This is a genomic window from Neptuniibacter sp. QD29_5, assembly GCF_047778125.1.
Classification (GTDB): domain Bacteria; phylum Pseudomonadota; class Gammaproteobacteria; order Pseudomonadales; family Balneatricaceae; genus Neptuniibacter.
The window spans coordinates 1731457-1747128 of sequence record NZ_CP180556.1 but is presented as its reverse complement, the minus strand read 5'-3'; the positions used below and the strand labels follow the sequence as shown (position 1 = coordinate 1747128).

Genomic DNA, 15672 nt, shown 5'->3' with positions numbered 1-15672 from the left:
GATTGTTAAAATGAAATTAAAATAGGTTTTAAATTAAACAGCTATGAGTATCAAAATATAATACCAACCTATTTATGAACTGGCCCGAAGATTGCTGACTATCCAATCAGAACATAGATTCCTTGTTTTAATGGATTAACATAGGCGCAGTTATATATGTATATCTCCAGTAATTATCAGACTTCTAGCTTAATTGGCACAAATCAGAATCACACAGGACAAAGTGCAGCACTGGCAAACTCTGGCCGATCAGCCTCTGTCAGCGGCAATACAGTGTTCTTAACGGAAGAAGCAAAACAGCTAAACGAATCTGAGTCTGTTTATACTCTCAGCACTGCAAAAGGTGATAAAGAGTACGATTTAGACACTTACTTCCAAGCAAAGCCTGCCCATGAAGGGGATATTTTCGATATTGAGGGCTTATTGCTGCCAAATGAGCAGAACGTGAGGGCTTTGCAGAATCACCTTTCAAAAGTGTTCCCCGATTTTTTGTCCCGTCACAACATTCCAGAAGCACCTGAATCGATAAACTATGACGGTAAAGGGCAGATAGTTTTGCCAGCTGATTACCCTTATGCAGATGAGCTTAAACAAGCCCTGAAAGAAGAACCAGCTATCGCTAAAGAGCTAAGCACTGTTAATGCTTTAGCATCACACCTTGCGGCTTTCAAAGAGCTGGAGCCATTCAGGCAAGAGATGGATAATGCTAATTCACAAGCAGAGATAGAAGCCATTATCGACAAATACAGTTATCTGCTGGGTGATAATCGACAGTACCCGTCAGTTGAACTCTCTTTCACAGAAGAAGGGAAGCTAACGGTAACCAGTGAAGGCAGTGCTTTGGTTTAACTCCGTAAGGAAATGCCCTGCAATACTATTTAGAGATCTTTTTAAACAACGAGTATTGCCATTGGCGGATGGCTAGCACCATGGTCGTACCATTTTTTTTCTGTTGTGGCGCCGAATGATCTTCTTGCATTAATTCGTTAAATTCTGCTGCGAGACGCTCCATTTTCTTTTGCAGACGTGCGTTGGAGCTATCGGTCAGGATGGCATTAGTCACGATCAGCTTTTCATTGGCTTTATCAAAACGTGAGCTAAAGAAGTCTTGTTCGACCTTTTCTTGGAAAAACTGCTGAATTGGGCCATTAGGTAGCCAATGGAAATTAGGGGCAACTAAAAGCTTTACGCGGTTCCCGGGCAGTAGATCGATAATCTTAAGGCGATCTAGCTTAGCTAGTTTTTGAATACATTCTGTTTCTGGAATGTCATAAGCATTAAGGATGTCAGAGAACGTCATTCCACTGATCACGCTGACTGTTATCAATAACAAAATCAGATCATTCGCGATCTCTTTTTCTTGGTCTCTGGTCAATTGAGTCAGTTGGCACTGATCTTTACTCATCTTCTGTACAAGCTCAGATAGCTCGATATTAAGCATGTCGCATATAGCTTCTAGCCGAGTGAGGGTAAAGTTTTTTTCAGCAAAAAGCCGCTTTACTGACGCTTCACTTAAATCAAGAATTTCGGCGACATCTAGGTAGGTTTTACCTTGAGCTTTAAGTTCTCGTTTGAGTGTATCTATCAGTGGTCCAACTTGCGCCATAATCTATTCCTTAATTTATGCTCACAGCGATATTAACCGAAGCGCTTTATATATTCACGATAATCACTGAGTTAATCCAGCTGGTACTCACAACTTTTGTCTAAACTTGTAACTGAATCTCATACTAGGATTGAAGCTAGGGGTAGTTAGATGAGAGTAGGCTGGCTTATATCCATTTTATTTATTACCTGCGGCTATGCCTGTGCAGATTCTCAAGTCTCGTCTAATGCTATTCAGTTTCTCACCCATAACCTGAAAAAATCCGTATATAAAGATTACTCTGGTGCAATCAGAGGTATAGAGCACGCTGGGCGTAGAGCGTTTAATCTTGAATTGGTTAGAGCTATGTCGGATTTACGCAAAAAGCCTTTTAATCCAGTAGAAGTACCGTTTTTGAGAGGGGTAGATCTAGTAAAGCAAGGACCAAATTATGCAATCTTCAATATCAGTCGGAATGAAGAGCGCGAAAACCAGTTTAAGTGGGTTGGCCCATTGCAATCAGATAGCGTTCAGTTCTTTAAAAATACCCGCTATACAAAGCAGCTTAGTTCTTATCTTGAATTTACCGAAGAGGTCAGAGTTTGTGTGCTGCGGGGCAGTAGGCACGAGAGAATCCTAAAAGCTGAGACTCCTGTGTTGATCTTAGTGGCTAACTGTTTTTTAGAAGCCTAGTATCGCTAAACTATAAATTTTCATCGCGCTCAAGGAAGATAGGCAATCTTTTACTGCAGCGAAGAGAGATACAGTTTCAATCCTGATTCAATCTTCTTTATATTTGCAGATTCCATGCTCAGAAAGGCCCTGTAGCGTACATGCGCTCAGGGCTTTTTATTGGTACTGGATTTCAGATGCAAAGCGTGTGATGGGCAATTACAGCTTTTCAGTCTGAAGAAATATATATGGAAGTAGCTTAACAATATTATGAGCATCAGCAAGGCAACTGATAATAGAACTAACAAGATCAAGTCTTTTTAGTGAAAAGGCTTTCCCGTAACTACTTGAAGCATAATCCTCTGTTTAGGGAAGGTAACCATAAAGTAACTAATTGTTTTTCCATATACGCCTCCAATAATAGATATATCTCATTCATCATTGGAGAAGACAATCCATGAGTACATTCAAGTTTGAAGCTGGTGCAGTATTCCCGTCTATTACTAAATCTGATCTAGGTGGTAACTCAAGAGACTTGAGCAAACCTTTAGATGGTAAAGATTGGCAAATGCTTGTCGTTTATAGAGGTAGGCATTGTCCGTTATGCTCACGTTTTTTGAATGAACTAAACACTTATAAATCACGTTTAGCTGATTTAAACATAGATCTTGTTGCTGTCTCTGCAGATAGTAAAGAGCAACTGGAAAGCCACATCACTAAATTGGAGGTGAGTTTCCCACTTTTCTATGGACTATCAGTTGAAGAAATGAAATCTCTAGGCGTATACATCTCACATCCTCGTTCAGAGAAGGAGACTGATCATCCCTTTGCTGAGCCAGGTTTATTTGTAATCAATGAAAGCGGAACCCTTCAAGTCGTAGATATTTCAAACAACCCATTTGTCAGACCTGATCTTGAAAAGCTTGTCTCAGGCTTAGAATGGATTCGTAACCACGACTACCCAATTCGTGGCACCTACAGTTATAGCTAGTACTAAGTCGGTTTGAGTTACCAGAATTATATTCAACTAGCTCATAAAATGATGTGTATGTTTCATTTTCTTTTTTTGGGGAAACATACACAACTTTCGTAACTTAACAGAGCATATAGAAATACGTTGTACTGGTACTCATAATTTAATTATCGCCTATGGCATTAGATCAATATTCATTGGCATCTTCCCACAAGTCTAATGGTTATCGATTTTTGTAGGATGATTTAAGTCGATCAATCTACTCAAAAGGTAATAACAATGATTCCAAGAACTATATTTGAGTCTGAGCACGAAATCTTCCGCGATAGTGTCCGTAAATTTATTGAAGATCAGGTCGCGCCTTATCATGAAGAGTGGGAGGATAAAGGTGAAGTTGATCGAAACCTGTGGCTCAAAGCGGGAGAGCAGGGGCTCTTGGCCCCAACGGTACCGGAAGAGTTCGGCGGGGTGGGTGTCGACTATCGCTACAATGCAGTTGTGTCTGAAGAGCTTGCGCGTTCAGGCTTTACCGGGCCAGGTTGGCCGCTGCACTCCGATATTGCGGTTCCTTATATTTTTCATAATGGTTCGAAAGAGTTGAAAGCTCGTTATCTGCCTGGCTGTGTTACAGGCGAAATTGTTACGGCTATTGCGATGACTGAACCAGGTACTGGCTCCGATCTTCAGGGAATTAAGACAACAGCAGTTCTGGATGGTGATCATTACATTATCAATGGATCCAAAACATTTATCACATGGTTACCCGTTTGGGAGATAGTAAATTCTGTTTTTCAAAGTACAGTGCAGCAAATGACAGACACTCACCAAGACGGCATCCCAAATCTTACTTGGCTCATTCCAGCTAACCCAGGCAGGTGTAAATCTGATTCAATTATTCAGTGCTTGTCAGACTTGAAGGCCAATAGCAGGACAACTGGGAAAAAAACAAAGACACTCTTTAATCTAGATGTTTTGTTACCAATTGCTGGTATTGATGACAAGCAGGGAAGAGCTGCTTGGCTATACGATATGAAACCGCATAAAGAGCATTGCAGTTTGTATAATGACGGTTTCGAAAGTTACAACAGTATCTTTGATGGGAATCTTGAGGTTATTGTCCTGCCAAATGAGTTTGCAGTAGTAGCCTACCATTTCTATAGAGAAGGCTTGACGCCTGTTCCTATTCCGTTTGGCTTCATAACATCCAACAGGCAAAAAGTAGCTCACGTAAGCGACTTCGTTGAGAGATTATGCAGTGAACAAATTGCTCTAAATCAACCTAGAATCATCGGTCCTGTTGCAGATGAAAAAAAACAATAGGCGCGACATTGAATTTGCAGTGATTGAGATTAAGGTTTACTAGCGTCCACTGTTAACTGACTGGAGAAAGAAGTGGCAGGCCAAGGCCAAGTAAAAATCTAACAGAAGAACTCTCAGGTGAGCTTACAGAAGCTTACGATGATGGTTCGTGGCCAAAAGCGTGTTCAGAAGTCTTTATGCATGTTTGAGAGAAATGCCCAGATCAGAGACGAAGCGTTTACATCCATTAATGCCAAATAAGTCAAAAGAGCAGCGTGCGCTACGTTGTTCTTTACGACACTTTACCCGCGAAAAAGTATTTTGCAGAGTTCTCCGCACGAAGGGTAATCAGCCCAAAATCAAAAAGTATCAGCCTTAATTTGAAACTAGGTATTTCCAAATAACTGCTCGACAGCCGCAAAGGCATGTACCAGTAAGGCTAGGAAGTTTCAGGCGTGGTTGATATCGAGTATCAGTATCAACCTTAAACATCACAGTTATACCGGTCGCCGAGACAAGGGGCCTTTACCTCTCGGAGTGCAGGTGGCGGATATTGCAGGTGTTACATATATAAATATTCTATTTAACATAATATATATTATACGCAGTTAAACATTCAGCAATAATAGAGCCCACAAGCCTAGCTAGCACTTGCTCCACAAATTTAATGGAATGATTTTTTTAGGTGCTCAAAAGGATAAAAATTAATTACACCACAAAGTGCCAGCAGGATTTTTCTATGGCCCTGCAAGTTACAGCGATCACCACCCAACACTGGACTAGAAAACATGAATCTTAATCCCTGCATAAAATAAAAATACGAGCCACAAAAAAGATAAGAAAACTATGAATGCGTAACTGGTATTTCAGCCGATTGGTAGCTACACAATAACGCTGGATGGAGATTTATGAGTTCGCCTGTCACATCAGACTCGACGATTAATATGGATGGCTCTGGAGCCATGCAGTGCATTTTGGCTAGGACTTCATAAGGCTGATACTTGTGCAGCTTACAGCTGTTAGACTCGTATAGATCAGCATCGAGCATAACACTGTCGCCCACAGAAATTTCATTCCAAAGAAATTCGGTTTCCAGATGAAGTTCTGTAAAATCCAGTACGCTCATATCGGCAACCTCGTTTAGGAGTGTTACCTTAAGCTTGGACGATGTTATGACGAATTGCGAGGTGAACTAACTCAGAATTGTTGCTAATTTTTAATTTTCTGAAGATGTTTGTGCGGTGAGCATGAATGGTTTTAGGGCTCAAAAACATCTCTTCAGCGACTATAGCTACCGTCCGACCCTCAGCCAGCAACGAAAATATCTGCAACTCGCGTTTCGTAAGACTGCCTAAAGATGATTCACCAGAAGAGTCTCCATTGATTCGTGAGCGTATCTCTTCGGTAATGTACTCCTCACCCTTATAAATCGCCTTAACAGCCTCTAAAAGCTCATCAGGAGCGCACCTTTTAGTCAAAAAGCCTTTAGCCCCTGCATTAACAACGTGAGCCGGAAAAGGATCCGTCTCCATTGCCGTCAATACAAGCACCTTGGCTTTTGGGTCTCGCGATATAATACGCCGAATAGCCTCGAGACCACCGTTGAGGTTATTAGCTGTAGCATCCTCAGGATTTGAATCTGCTGGCATATTGAGGTCCATAATGACCACATCAGGCTCGTGCTGCGTGTACATTTCGCACGCTGATTGTCCATTATCTGCCTCCCCAACAATTTCAATGCTTTCATCAGATATCAGTAGGCGCTGAAATCCAGCCCTAACTAGAGGGTGATCATCTACAAGCAAAATTTTAATTGGGGTCGACATGTTCGCTTCCTAATAATAAGGCTGCCAATAGATAATTCAGCTTAATTCTTCAGCCTAATCATCTGATTTGTATGAATTTATTATTCTATATATCGCTTGAAGGCGCTATTGCATCAGCACCTTTATATACATCAAAACTTTCAATATCCATAGCTCCAGCATTCGATATTTCTTCAACTGAAATATGGGCAGGCAGAGCAACTAGCTCATCACTATAACCTACAAGCTGTACGCCTTCTTTCTTGCAATGCCTAAGGACCTTTTCTAGCGCCTTAACAACTGCCACTTGCCGGCCATTAAGTTGTTCGCGTGCTATTCTTGGATCTTTGGGCTTACTTGTTACCTGCTTAATAGCATAGCCATCATCATCAAGAAGCTGGATTGTTACATTCTTTAGCTTTACTTTAAGAAGAAGAGCTTTAGCTTGCTTGAAGTCTTGCTCACTATTACAGCACACAGCATCATCAAGTCCACACTGATGCAAAGCATCAATAATTTCTTGATCTTGTGCCAATTCTGTTAAAACTATATCCATTTCAGATTGTTACCTATAAATAGATAGAAATTAGTTCGCCAGTAGTGAGCGTTATTTTATTAGAGATATAGCCGCCAAGCCATGAATCAATTTCGCACAAAGCTTAGTGAAGATTAACATCGTTAATAATATATAGCATCACTACTTTAGGATTTTAAGAACCCGATAGTAGTTGCTTTAATTTTATGACCTCTAGCTGCAACTCGGCCTTCTCGCTAGCAAGAGTATCAACAGCCCTATTCAGCCTTTTACTCTCTTCCTGAAGCGTACGATTCTCGACTTGGACCTCAATGTATTGGTCAATATTAGAACTTCCCTCAGACATTATCTCTGCCTGCTTCAACTCCCTAGTTAGTCTAGATATCTCCGACTGACTCTCGATAAGCTGCGTTTCGCACTCCGCAATCTTCAGAAGACCCTCGCCCTTCTCATTAGAAAGCCTTTCATTATCTTGTAATAAGCGAAGACATTGCGCTCTTAGCTCCTTTAGCTCTCCATGATCAACAGAAGAAGCCTTAGATAACTGCCTCGATCTTTCAGCAAATTCGCTTTCTAAAGCACTTCTCTGCGCATCAAGCTCCTTATTCGCATAAGCAAGCGCCTGCAGCCAAAGCTTATGAGCACTATTAGCAACTGGTTCCGGAAGGTTCGGTGTTCGCCCGACCTCATCAAGCCGCAGCCCAAGCTCAGACCACCAAATGTTTAAGGCTTTGTTGATGGTTGTAATTGAACCTGTACCAATACGATCCCTGATATTTTGCTGCGTCGGCTTTACACCTTCACGCAAAAGCTTATCAGCAGCCTCTTTAACCAAATCTTGCGTATTGTGTTTCATATAATATTCAATATGTATTAAATAATACGTATTATTATAACCCTATATAACCTTCTTTCAATTTTTATATTGCCGTAAATGCCAAATGAGCTACGCTGAAAGTAACCCTAACTGCATGATAAGGAAGTACTATGAAGGCAAAAATAGCGATCAACGGTTATGGAAGAATAGGCAGAAACATCCTACGCGCCTTTTATGAATCTCACCTAGGTAAAAATTTGCAGATAATCGCCATCAACGATCTTTGCGACCCTCAGGTAAATGCACATCTAACTCAATATGACAGCATACACGGTCGTTTCAGATACGATGTTCTTGCCGAGAACGACTCCTTAATCGTCAATGGAGATACCATAAAGGTCTTCAGAGAAAAAGACATCAGCGCCCTACCCTGGGACCAACTTGATATAGATATTGTATTTGAATGCACAGGACTATTTACCGACAGAGCATCAGCATCTGAGCACATAAAGGCCGGCGCCAAAAAAGTCTTAATATCAGCACCATCCAAAAATGCAGATGCCTGCATCGTTTATGGCGTCAACCAAGACTCAATTCAGCCCAACCACACAATAATCTCTAATGCATCATGCACAACAAACTGCCTTGCACCGCTAGCAAAGATCATCAACCACCACTTCGGCATCGAATCAGGCTTAATGACAACCATACACGCCTACACCAACGACCAGCATTTAATGGATGCTTTTAGCGGCGACTTGTATAGAGCAAGATCAGCTGCCAGCTCCATGATTCCAACCAAGACTGGCGCTGCCACTGCTGTAGGACTCGCTTTACCCGAACTAGAAGGAAAGCTCTCAGGCATAGCTGTGCGAGTCCCAACTTCAAATGTATCTTTAGTAGACCTAAGCGCAACTCTAAAAAACCACTGCACAGCAAGCGAGCTAAACAACTTAATCCGAACAGAATCAAACCAAAGCTACAAAGGAATTGTTGCCTATAATGATAAGCCCCTTGTCTCTATTGATTTCAATCACCGTCCCGAATCTTGCATTTTCGACGCAACGCAAACCATGACCCATCAAAATACGATCAAAATTTTTGCCTGGTATGACAATGAATGGGGGTTTTCAAACAGAATGCTCGATACCGCCCAACTTATGCACAAAATCTCCAACTAAAAGCCCATAAACAACAAAGCCCCTCACACGGAGTGAAGGGCTTTATTTTTCCAGCTAATACAACTTAGTAGATTATTACTTGAGATAATTTATCTGAGAGAGATACAAATCCTGAGAGCTACAACCTTGAGGGTTGCTTATCTTAGCCTGCAACGCTGCTTTTATACTGTCAGGAACCTTACTCACCTCTGTGGCTGTAACAGCCTGATAATGCTCCTGAACTAGATAGGTTGGCGAATAACGCGATACCTGAATATAGGTTATCCCTCTCTCAGTAATTGATGCGTAACTAATTCTAGAAAAGCGGTTTTTATTGATATCACCAGCGATAAATCCACTATCACAAGCAACAGAAAGGCTCTTACCAGCCGCTGTTGATTCAAACACATCAGTAGGATCAGCCCCCGCCAACACAGCCTCTACTTTTTGGGCGTCACTCAGAGAGCTCTTCGAAGTATTGCTTGTTGCTACAGGTGAACTCGGTGATTGAGCAAGATAATCCATATCAAGCGCCTTGATTGCTTGATATCCAATCACCCCAGCTACAGCGAGTATAAATATGCCTTTTGGAAGATCTGTCATAATATCTCTGAACTCCCTTTCCTGCGCGTTGTTTATATCCCTCGACATCGTTTAATTATAGCAACGACTGCCTTATTGATTGCCCAATGCTCTTAAGCAAAAACAACAAACCTTATCTTTAACAAGTTTATTCACTTAACATCAGCAATAATAGACCCATATTTAAACAATTCAAGATAACTAAAGCCCATAATTGAGGAGACTATAACAATGATTTCAAACAGAACTAAAAAGACCATATAAATCACACAGATAGAATGCAGCCCTAGCAACATGAAAAATAAACAAGTTTAGGCAGCATGACGACATGACACTATGAAATAAGGTCAAAGTAAATGCCGACAGGTATGCAACAAGAGCGATAAAAACAGGAAAGACAGAACTTAGGGAATGTAAAAAGCAGAAAGAGGATCTAGAGATTTATTACCACAAGTGGTGCCCGGGACCGGACTCGAACCGGTACACTCTTGCGAGCGGGAGATTTTAAGTCTCCTGTGTCTACCAATTTCACCACCCGGGCAAGGATGGAGGCGCGGGTCGGAATCGAACCGGCGTACACGGAGTTGCAGTCCGCTGCATGACCACTCTGCCACCGCGCCTCAATATTGTTACTTTAGAATTTGGAGCGGGAAACGAGGTTCGAACTCGCGACCCCAACCTTGGCAAGGTTGTGCTCTACCACTGAGCTATTCCCGCTCTGCTGTAACAATGTGGTGCGTATTATAGAGAGCCCCGATTATAAGTCAACACATATTTTATAAAAAAATCTGCTTAATTATTAACCACTTACATCTGTTCAGATAAAGCAGGCCAAGAAGCTCTAAGGTACTGATACATAGACCATAAAGTTAAAGCTGCTGCTAGATACAGTGCAACAATCCCTGCTATCGATATTGTCGTGTAGGGCTCTGTAACAATCATGAGCATAATCGCCAACATCTGTAGTGCTGTTTTTACCTTCCCGATATAAGAGACAGCCACACTCGCTCTCTGTCCTACTTCAGCCATCCACTCACGTAGAGCTGATATCACAATCTCTCTACCGATAATTACGATCGCCGGAATTGTGATCCACCATGACGCATAGCTTTCAACTAATAGAGCCAGAGAAATAGCTACCATTAACTTATCCGCAACAGGATCCAAGAACGCGCCAAAGGGAGAGGTTTGATTCAACCTCCTCGCTAAATAACCATCTAACCAATCAGTAAAGCCAGCAACAGCAAATACCACACCTGTAGCAATAGGCGCCCAGCTATAAGGCAAATAGAAGATCAGCACAAAGACAGGAATTAAAACAATACGTAACGATGTAAGTATATTGGGTATATTCATCTGGCATTCAAATATCAGGATGGAGTGCCGCATAGATTTCTTCGGCAATTGTTTTGCTTATGGTAGAGACTTTTGCAATTTCTTCAACACTGGCGCGCTCTACTTCTTGGATTCCACCAAAATGTCTTAGCAATTCTCTTCTTCGTTTAGGCCCCACACCGGGAATATCCTCTAAAACTGAGCGTTTTCTAGCCTTACCTCTACGAGCACGGTGTCCTGTAATGGCAAATCGATGTGCTTCATCACGAATATGCTGAATTAGATGTAAAGCTGCAGAGCTACTCTCTAAAACAGTCTCTTCACCCGTATCTCCCGAAATAAGAACCTCAAATCCAGCCTTACGAGTTGGGCCCTTAGCCACACCAATAACTAAGACGCCGGATATACTTAGTTCGTCCAGCACTTCCATTGCTTGAGTGACCTGCCCCTTACCGCCATCTATTAACAGGATATCGGGTAATTTACCCTCTCCTTTCTTAAGACGCGTATAACGCCTGAGTAAAGCTTGATGCATTGCTGCATAGTCATCACCTGGAGTAATTCCTTCGATGTTAAAATGCCTGTAATCTGATTTAAGCGGCCCATTCCTATCGAACACTACACACGAGGCAACTGTTGCTTCACCTGAACTGTGACTAATATCAAAACACTCTAACCGTTGCGGAACCTCATCAAGATCCAAGAGACTTTGCAGCTCTAGATAACGGTTATAGATATTCTTTTTGTTGGCTAAATAACTACCTAACTGCTGCTCAGCATTGGTATTTGCTAGTTTCTGCCATGCTGCTCGCTCACCTCTAACCGTATGCGAAAGCACTACCTTTTTATTTGATAACTCTTCGATCGCTTGCTGCAAGCAATCTTTATCTTCAACCTCGCTTGGCAAAACAATATATGCCGGTATTTCACGTTGCGAACCCAAATACCACTGCGCAACGAAAGCCGACACAATTTCACTAGAGGTTTCTTCTATAGATACCTTGGGATAGTGCGCCTTGCTTCCGATAATTCGTCCGCCACGGACAAACAGCATATGTATACAGACCCCACCAGGCTGAACTGAACACCCAATCACATCGGCCTCACCTTGCATGCCAGTCACATACTGCTGCTCTTGTACTTTTTGTAAACTAATCAGTTGATCTCTATATAGCGCAGCCTTTTCAAACTCAAGATCAGATGAAGCATTTTCCATCTGGCTAGCAATTTCATCCATAACCTTGGTGTTTTTACCATCTAAGAACATAGAGGCATGACGGATATCGTCTTGATAATCTTCTTTAGAGATAGCTTTTACACAAGGCGCTGTGCATCTTTTGATTTGATACTGAAGGCAAGGACGCGACCTGTTTTTGTAAAAACTATCGTCGCACTGACGTATCTTAAATATCTTCTGAAGTAGATTAAGACTGTCGCGGACTGCCCCACCGCTTGGAAATGGGCCAAAGTATTTACCGCTTTTACGCTTTGCTCCTCGACTAAATCGCACCGCAGGATAATCATCTTTATCTGAAATGAAGATATATGGGTACGATTTATCGTCACGCAGAAGAATATTATAAGGCGGCCTGTGCTGCTTAATCAGGTTTTGCTCAAGCAATAACGCTTCGGTTTCACTGTTAGTGATAGTGACCTGAACATCAGCTATCTTCGCAACCAACGCACGAGTCTTGATACTGAGACCTGAAGAGCGGAAGTAACTAGAAACTCTGTTTTTAAGGTTTTTGGCTTTTCCAATGTACAGAAGCTCATTGTCTGCATCGTACATTTGGTAGATTCCAGGCCTTTTTGTGAGTTGCTTCAAAAAGGCGCTGGCATCAAATGTTTCGGCTGGGGTATTTTCTGACACTGCTTACTGTTCTACCTTGGACAATAGCTTACGGTTATCCATGTATTCATGCGTAGCAATTCTATGAATTTCTTGCAGAGTCTCCATTGTAGACTCTGTAATCCCCGCCCCGCGTGAAAGCGATACCTCTAGGTAAACACCAATTTCTGCGTAGTAACAAAGCTGAGCGTCGGTACTTTGCGCTTTACGAAGTTTAGTTAATGAGATTTGTGCACCATTAACCAATATATTATTAATATCTGATTCTGATAGCAGAACATCACGGTTTTGTTCGCTTAAAGGGACGTTATTATCTGTTGATCTGGTCATCGTATACCCTTATTTATAATCCCATCGTGTTTGCAGCATACTTTAAGCATTTCAACAGTTGATGTAAAAAGGAAAGTCTCAGTTTACGACGAATCGACTGCTTCTCACTTATCTACATGAAAGAGCACTATGTATGGATAACGATATTGGCTGGGTTTTAAGAAGCCCTTCTTTGATAAATGTACCGAAAAGCTATATTCCCTTTCATGACCTTATAAGCCCAGATCAGTTCAAACCAGTAGCAGTTAACACATCAACATTCATAGAAAGAAATCTCGGTGGTTATTACGAAAACATAGTCAACCACATTCTCAACAATGATCATCATCTATCCGATATAAAAAGAAATATTAAGATTTTTAATAATGAAGCAACCTTGGGTGAACTCGATTTTATTGGCGGTTCATCGACGGGCGACTTCCATCTAGAATGTGCAATTAAATACTATTTAAGAATAGGTTCAGGCACCAAGCTTGAAGATTTTATTGGCCCAGGAAAGAGAGATCGGTTAGACCTTAAATATGAGAGGATGGTCGAACATCAACTTAGAGTATCTAAAACCCCGCAAGGTATCCTAGCGTGTAAAAGCGAAGGCTTATCCCCTGCGATTTTCGTTATGTTAGTACAGGGATACCTCTTTCATCCTTTTGCTGAGTTTGGATCCAAAATAGCACTCCATCCCACAATCAATCCAAGTCACCTCCAAGGCTGGTGGCTGAGACAAAATGAGCTTGGCCAGATTAATGACTCAGACTTTTACAGCATTATGCATAAGCCCCGCTGGCTCATTGCGGATCAATCTAATCTTTTAGATTATGCAGAATTAAAAACAGAGTTATCAAAAGCTGACCGCCCCATACTAGTGGCTAGAATTGATAAAAAAGGAAAAGAATTAGATAGAGGGTTTGTTGTACCAAACGAGTGGTAGGAGGAATTAGCCGGGTTGCTCAATTGAGGTTCCCGGCAAAGCTGAAACTTACTTGTCCGCAGCCGCTGCATCTTTAGCAATCATATTTTTGATTACTTTAACGCCAACAAATGTACCAATGATCATCGCTGCAACAATCGCAAGACTTGGAGCAACAGAGATTAGGTTATATTTATCCATAGAACTGTCCTAGATATTTTGTAGTAGTAATAAAGAAATATCGGGGGCAATTATATAGAGCCAACAGCCTGTGTCTATCCATCAATGGCCCATAAAAACCATTATAAAATAATGGTTATTTCTTGTTCTCGCTTTCTAAACGCATCAGCAGACTTGAGGTGTCGCAGCGCCCGCCACCCATTTGCTGAACATCCGCGTAAAACTGATCTACCAAAGCCGTAACCGGCAATCGGGCGCCATTCTTTCGGGATTCATCTAGAACAATATTTAAATCTTTACGCATCCAATCAACAGCAAATCCAAAATCATACTCATCCTCAATCATGGTTTGATGGCGATTCACCATTTGCCAAGAGCCCGCAGCACCATGTTGAATTACGTCGAATACCTGAGCTGCATCTAAACCAGCAGCTTTAGCGAAATGAACCCCTTCAGCCAAGCCCTGCACTAGACCAGCGATACAAATCTGATTAACCATTTTCGCTAACTGACCAGAGCCCGCCTCACCTAGTAAACGCGTAGATTTTGCATAACAATCCATAACTGGCTCAACAATAGAAAAGTTAGCAACATTACCGCCTACCATAATACTCAAAACGCCATTCTCTGCACCTGCCTGACCTCCAGAAACTGGAGCATCGAAGAAGCCTACGCCTTGCTCACCTGCCAGCTCCGATAGCTCTCTAGCAACTTCAGCAGATGCCGTAGTGTGATCCACCAAAATGGAACCAGCTTGCATAGTGCTTAACACACCCTGTTCGCCTGATGTTACAGCTCTTAAATCATCATCATTGCCAACACAGGTAAACACGATATCTGCACCCTGAGCAGCCATTGCAGGCGTTAAAGCAAAGCTGCCTTTATAGTCTTCAATCCATGCCTCTGATTTAGCTGTTGTACGGTTGTAAACCGTAACATCGTGACCTGCTTGTGCTAAATGCCCTGCCATCGGGTATCCCATGACACCCAAACCTATAAATGCAACTTTCATTCTTATTATCCCATCTAGATTGAACTGTTTTATTCTTTATAGGCTCAGAGTATAAAGGATGAAACAGCAAACACCATCTCGTACTTTTTAAATCGCTATTTTGCTATCATCTTGCCCTGTATTTAACGAGAGCCATTTATGTCCTTCTTAAAATCAGCACTTATTTCCATTTTCCTTTTTGCAACTTCTGCAAATGCGTTAGCACAAAGCGAACTCTATAAACTGAGTTTTCAAAACACAGATCACGAAACTATTTCTTTGGCAAATTACAAAGGAAAAGTCGTTCTACTTAATTTCTGGGCGACTTGGTGTCCACCATGCATCAAAGAGATGCCTTCGATGCAGAGGCTACAGGATCATTTTGCTGACCAAGATTTTGAGATTGTGGCTATAAATGCCGGTGAGGATTCTGTATCTGTTTCAAGTTTTTTAATGGAGCTTGATACCGAATTAACTTTCACGATCTTACTCGATGAGAAAAATCGTTCTTTTAATGAATTTGGGATTAAAGGACTGCCGATGACATTATTGTTCGATAAAGAAGGAAAGCTGATTGATACAATTCTTGGCGGTAAAGAGTGGGACCACCCTGAATCAATTGCTTTAATTAGCCAGACATTAAAATAAGCCA

At 41.7% G+C, this 15672-nt stretch carries 19 protein-coding genes and 3 tRNA genes; 8 read left to right on the top strand and 14 right to left on the bottom strand.

Annotated features, from left to right (window positions below; genetic code table 11):
- The first annotated feature begins 156 nt into the window (after positions 1–156).
- Entirely contained in the window at positions 157–849 is a 693-nt protein-coding gene (locus ACMXYR_RS08080; protein ID WP_415898204.1) for a hypothetical protein, read from the top strand.
- Positions 850–874: 25 nt separating this feature from the next.
- Here the strand turns inward: ACMXYR_RS08080 and ACMXYR_RS08075 are convergent, their stop codons facing one another.
- Entirely contained in the window at positions 875–1606 is a 732-nt protein-coding gene (locus ACMXYR_RS08075) for a helix-turn-helix domain-containing protein (protein ID WP_415898205.1), read from the bottom strand.
- 150 nt (positions 1607–1756) lie between these two features.
- Here ACMXYR_RS08075 and ACMXYR_RS08070 point away from each other — a divergent pair, with 150 nt between their 5' ends.
- From ACMXYR_RS08070 to ACMXYR_RS08055, 4 genes are all read left to right on the top strand, one after another.
- Complete coding sequence (locus ACMXYR_RS08070) at positions 1757–2278, top strand: hypothetical protein (RefSeq protein ID WP_415903619.1); 522 nt, start codon at positions 1757–1759, stop codon at positions 2276–2278.
- A gap of 436 nt (positions 2279–2714) precedes the next feature.
- Positions 2715–3248 carry a redoxin domain-containing protein gene (locus ACMXYR_RS08065; RefSeq protein ID WP_415903618.1) on the top strand — a complete coding sequence of 178 codons (534 nt, stop codon included), beginning with the start codon at positions 2715–2717 and terminating at the stop codon, positions 3246–3248.
- A gap of 261 nt (positions 3249–3509) precedes the next feature.
- Positions 3510–4550 (top strand): acyl-CoA dehydrogenase family protein, encoded by a 1041-nt coding sequence (locus ACMXYR_RS08060; protein ID WP_415903617.1) that lies wholly within the window; start codon positions 3510–3512, stop codon positions 4548–4550.
- Positions 4551–4667: 117 nt separating this feature from the next.
- Positions 4668–4790, top strand: a complete 123-nt coding sequence (locus ACMXYR_RS08055) for a hypothetical protein (RefSeq protein ID WP_415903616.1) — start codon at positions 4668–4670, stop codon at positions 4788–4790.
- Between the two features lie 583 nt (positions 4791–5373).
- On the opposite strand, the gene ACMXYR_RS08050 is transcribed toward ACMXYR_RS08055, so the two are convergent.
- The 4 genes from ACMXYR_RS08050 to ACMXYR_RS08035 all read right to left on the bottom strand — a co-directional run bounded on the left by ACMXYR_RS08050 (position 5374) and on the right by ACMXYR_RS08035 (position 7725).
- Positions 5374–5655 (bottom strand): hypothetical protein, encoded by a 282-nt coding sequence (locus tag ACMXYR_RS08050; protein ID WP_415884744.1) that lies wholly within the window; start codon positions 5653–5655, stop codon positions 5374–5376.
- A gap of 28 nt (positions 5656–5683) precedes the next feature.
- Positions 5684–6355, bottom strand: a complete 672-nt coding sequence (locus ACMXYR_RS08045) for a response regulator (RefSeq protein WP_415898218.1) — start codon at positions 6353–6355, stop codon at positions 5684–5686.
- A gap of 85 nt (positions 6356–6440) precedes the next feature.
- On the bottom strand, positions 6441–6890 hold the full coding sequence (locus tag ACMXYR_RS08040) for a response regulator (protein WP_415903615.1): 450 nt from the start codon (positions 6888–6890) through the stop codon (positions 6441–6443).
- Positions 6891–7044: 154 nt separating this feature from the next.
- Entirely contained in the window at positions 7045–7725 is a 681-nt protein-coding gene (locus ACMXYR_RS08035) for a DNA-binding protein (protein WP_415903614.1), read from the bottom strand.
- A gap of 131 nt (positions 7726–7856) precedes the next feature.
- Between ACMXYR_RS08035 and gap the strand changes: the two genes are divergently transcribed.
- Positions 7857–8867 carry a type I glyceraldehyde-3-phosphate dehydrogenase gene (gap, locus tag ACMXYR_RS08030; RefSeq protein WP_415903613.1) on the top strand — a complete coding sequence of 337 codons (1011 nt, stop codon included), beginning with the start codon at positions 7857–7859 and terminating at the stop codon, positions 8865–8867.
- A 75-nt stretch (positions 8868–8942) separates the two neighbouring features.
- On the opposite strand, the gene ACMXYR_RS08025 is transcribed toward gap, so the two are convergent.
- The 7 genes from ACMXYR_RS08025 to ACMXYR_RS07995 all read right to left on the bottom strand — a co-directional run bounded on the left by ACMXYR_RS08025 (position 8943) and on the right by ACMXYR_RS07995 (position 12942).
- Entirely contained in the window at positions 8943–9449 is a 507-nt protein-coding gene (locus tag ACMXYR_RS08025; RefSeq protein ID WP_415898221.1) for a hypothetical protein, read from the bottom strand.
- A 433-nt stretch (positions 9450–9882) separates the two neighbouring features.
- Positions 9883–9969: transfer RNA gene (locus ACMXYR_RS08020), tRNA-Leu, on the bottom strand.
- A gap of 5 nt (positions 9970–9974) precedes the next feature.
- Positions 9975–10048, bottom strand: a tRNA-Cys gene (locus tag ACMXYR_RS08015).
- Positions 10049–10070: 22 nt separating this feature from the next.
- Positions 10071–10145: transfer RNA gene (locus tag ACMXYR_RS08010), tRNA-Gly, on the bottom strand.
- A 90-nt stretch (positions 10146–10235) separates the two neighbouring features.
- The gene (pgsA, locus tag ACMXYR_RS08005; RefSeq protein WP_415903612.1) at positions 10236–10784 is read right to left on the bottom strand and encodes a CDP-diacylglycerol--glycerol-3-phosphate 3-phosphatidyltransferase; all 549 of its coding nucleotides are present in this window, start codon (positions 10782–10784) and stop codon (positions 10236–10238) included.
- A gap of 7 nt (positions 10785–10791) precedes the next feature.
- Positions 10792–12552 (bottom strand): excinuclease ABC subunit UvrC, encoded by a 1761-nt coding sequence (gene uvrC, locus ACMXYR_RS08000; RefSeq protein WP_415903611.1) that lies wholly within the window; start codon positions 12550–12552, stop codon positions 10792–10794.
- Between the two features lie 84 nt (positions 12553–12636).
- Positions 12637–12942, bottom strand: coding sequence for an excinuclease ABC subunit C (locus tag ACMXYR_RS07995; RefSeq protein WP_415884615.1), 306 nt, complete (start codon positions 12940–12942; stop codon positions 12637–12639).
- Between the two features lie 133 nt (positions 12943–13075).
- Here ACMXYR_RS07995 and ACMXYR_RS07990 point away from each other — a divergent pair, with 133 nt between their 5' ends.
- Positions 13076–13870 (top strand): DUF1853 family protein, encoded by a 795-nt coding sequence (locus ACMXYR_RS07990; RefSeq protein ID WP_415903610.1) that lies wholly within the window; start codon positions 13076–13078, stop codon positions 13868–13870.
- 48 nt (positions 13871–13918) lie between these two features.
- Here the strand turns inward: ACMXYR_RS07990 and ACMXYR_RS07985 are convergent, their stop codons facing one another.
- A complete protein-coding gene (locus tag ACMXYR_RS07985) occupies positions 13919–14050 on the bottom strand; it encodes a hypothetical protein (RefSeq protein WP_415884613.1) in 132 nt (43 codons plus the stop codon).
- Positions 14051–14165: 115 nt separating this feature from the next.
- A complete protein-coding gene (locus ACMXYR_RS07980; RefSeq protein WP_415894428.1) occupies positions 14166–15041 on the bottom strand; it encodes an NAD(P)-dependent oxidoreductase in 876 nt (291 codons plus the stop codon).
- Positions 15042–15179: 138 nt separating this feature from the next.
- On the opposite strand from ACMXYR_RS07980, the gene ACMXYR_RS07975 reads away from it, so the two are divergent.
- Positions 15180–15668 (top strand): TlpA disulfide reductase family protein, encoded by a 489-nt coding sequence (locus tag ACMXYR_RS07975; protein ID WP_415903609.1) that lies wholly within the window; start codon positions 15180–15182, stop codon positions 15666–15668.
- Positions 15669–15672 lie beyond the last annotated feature (4 nt).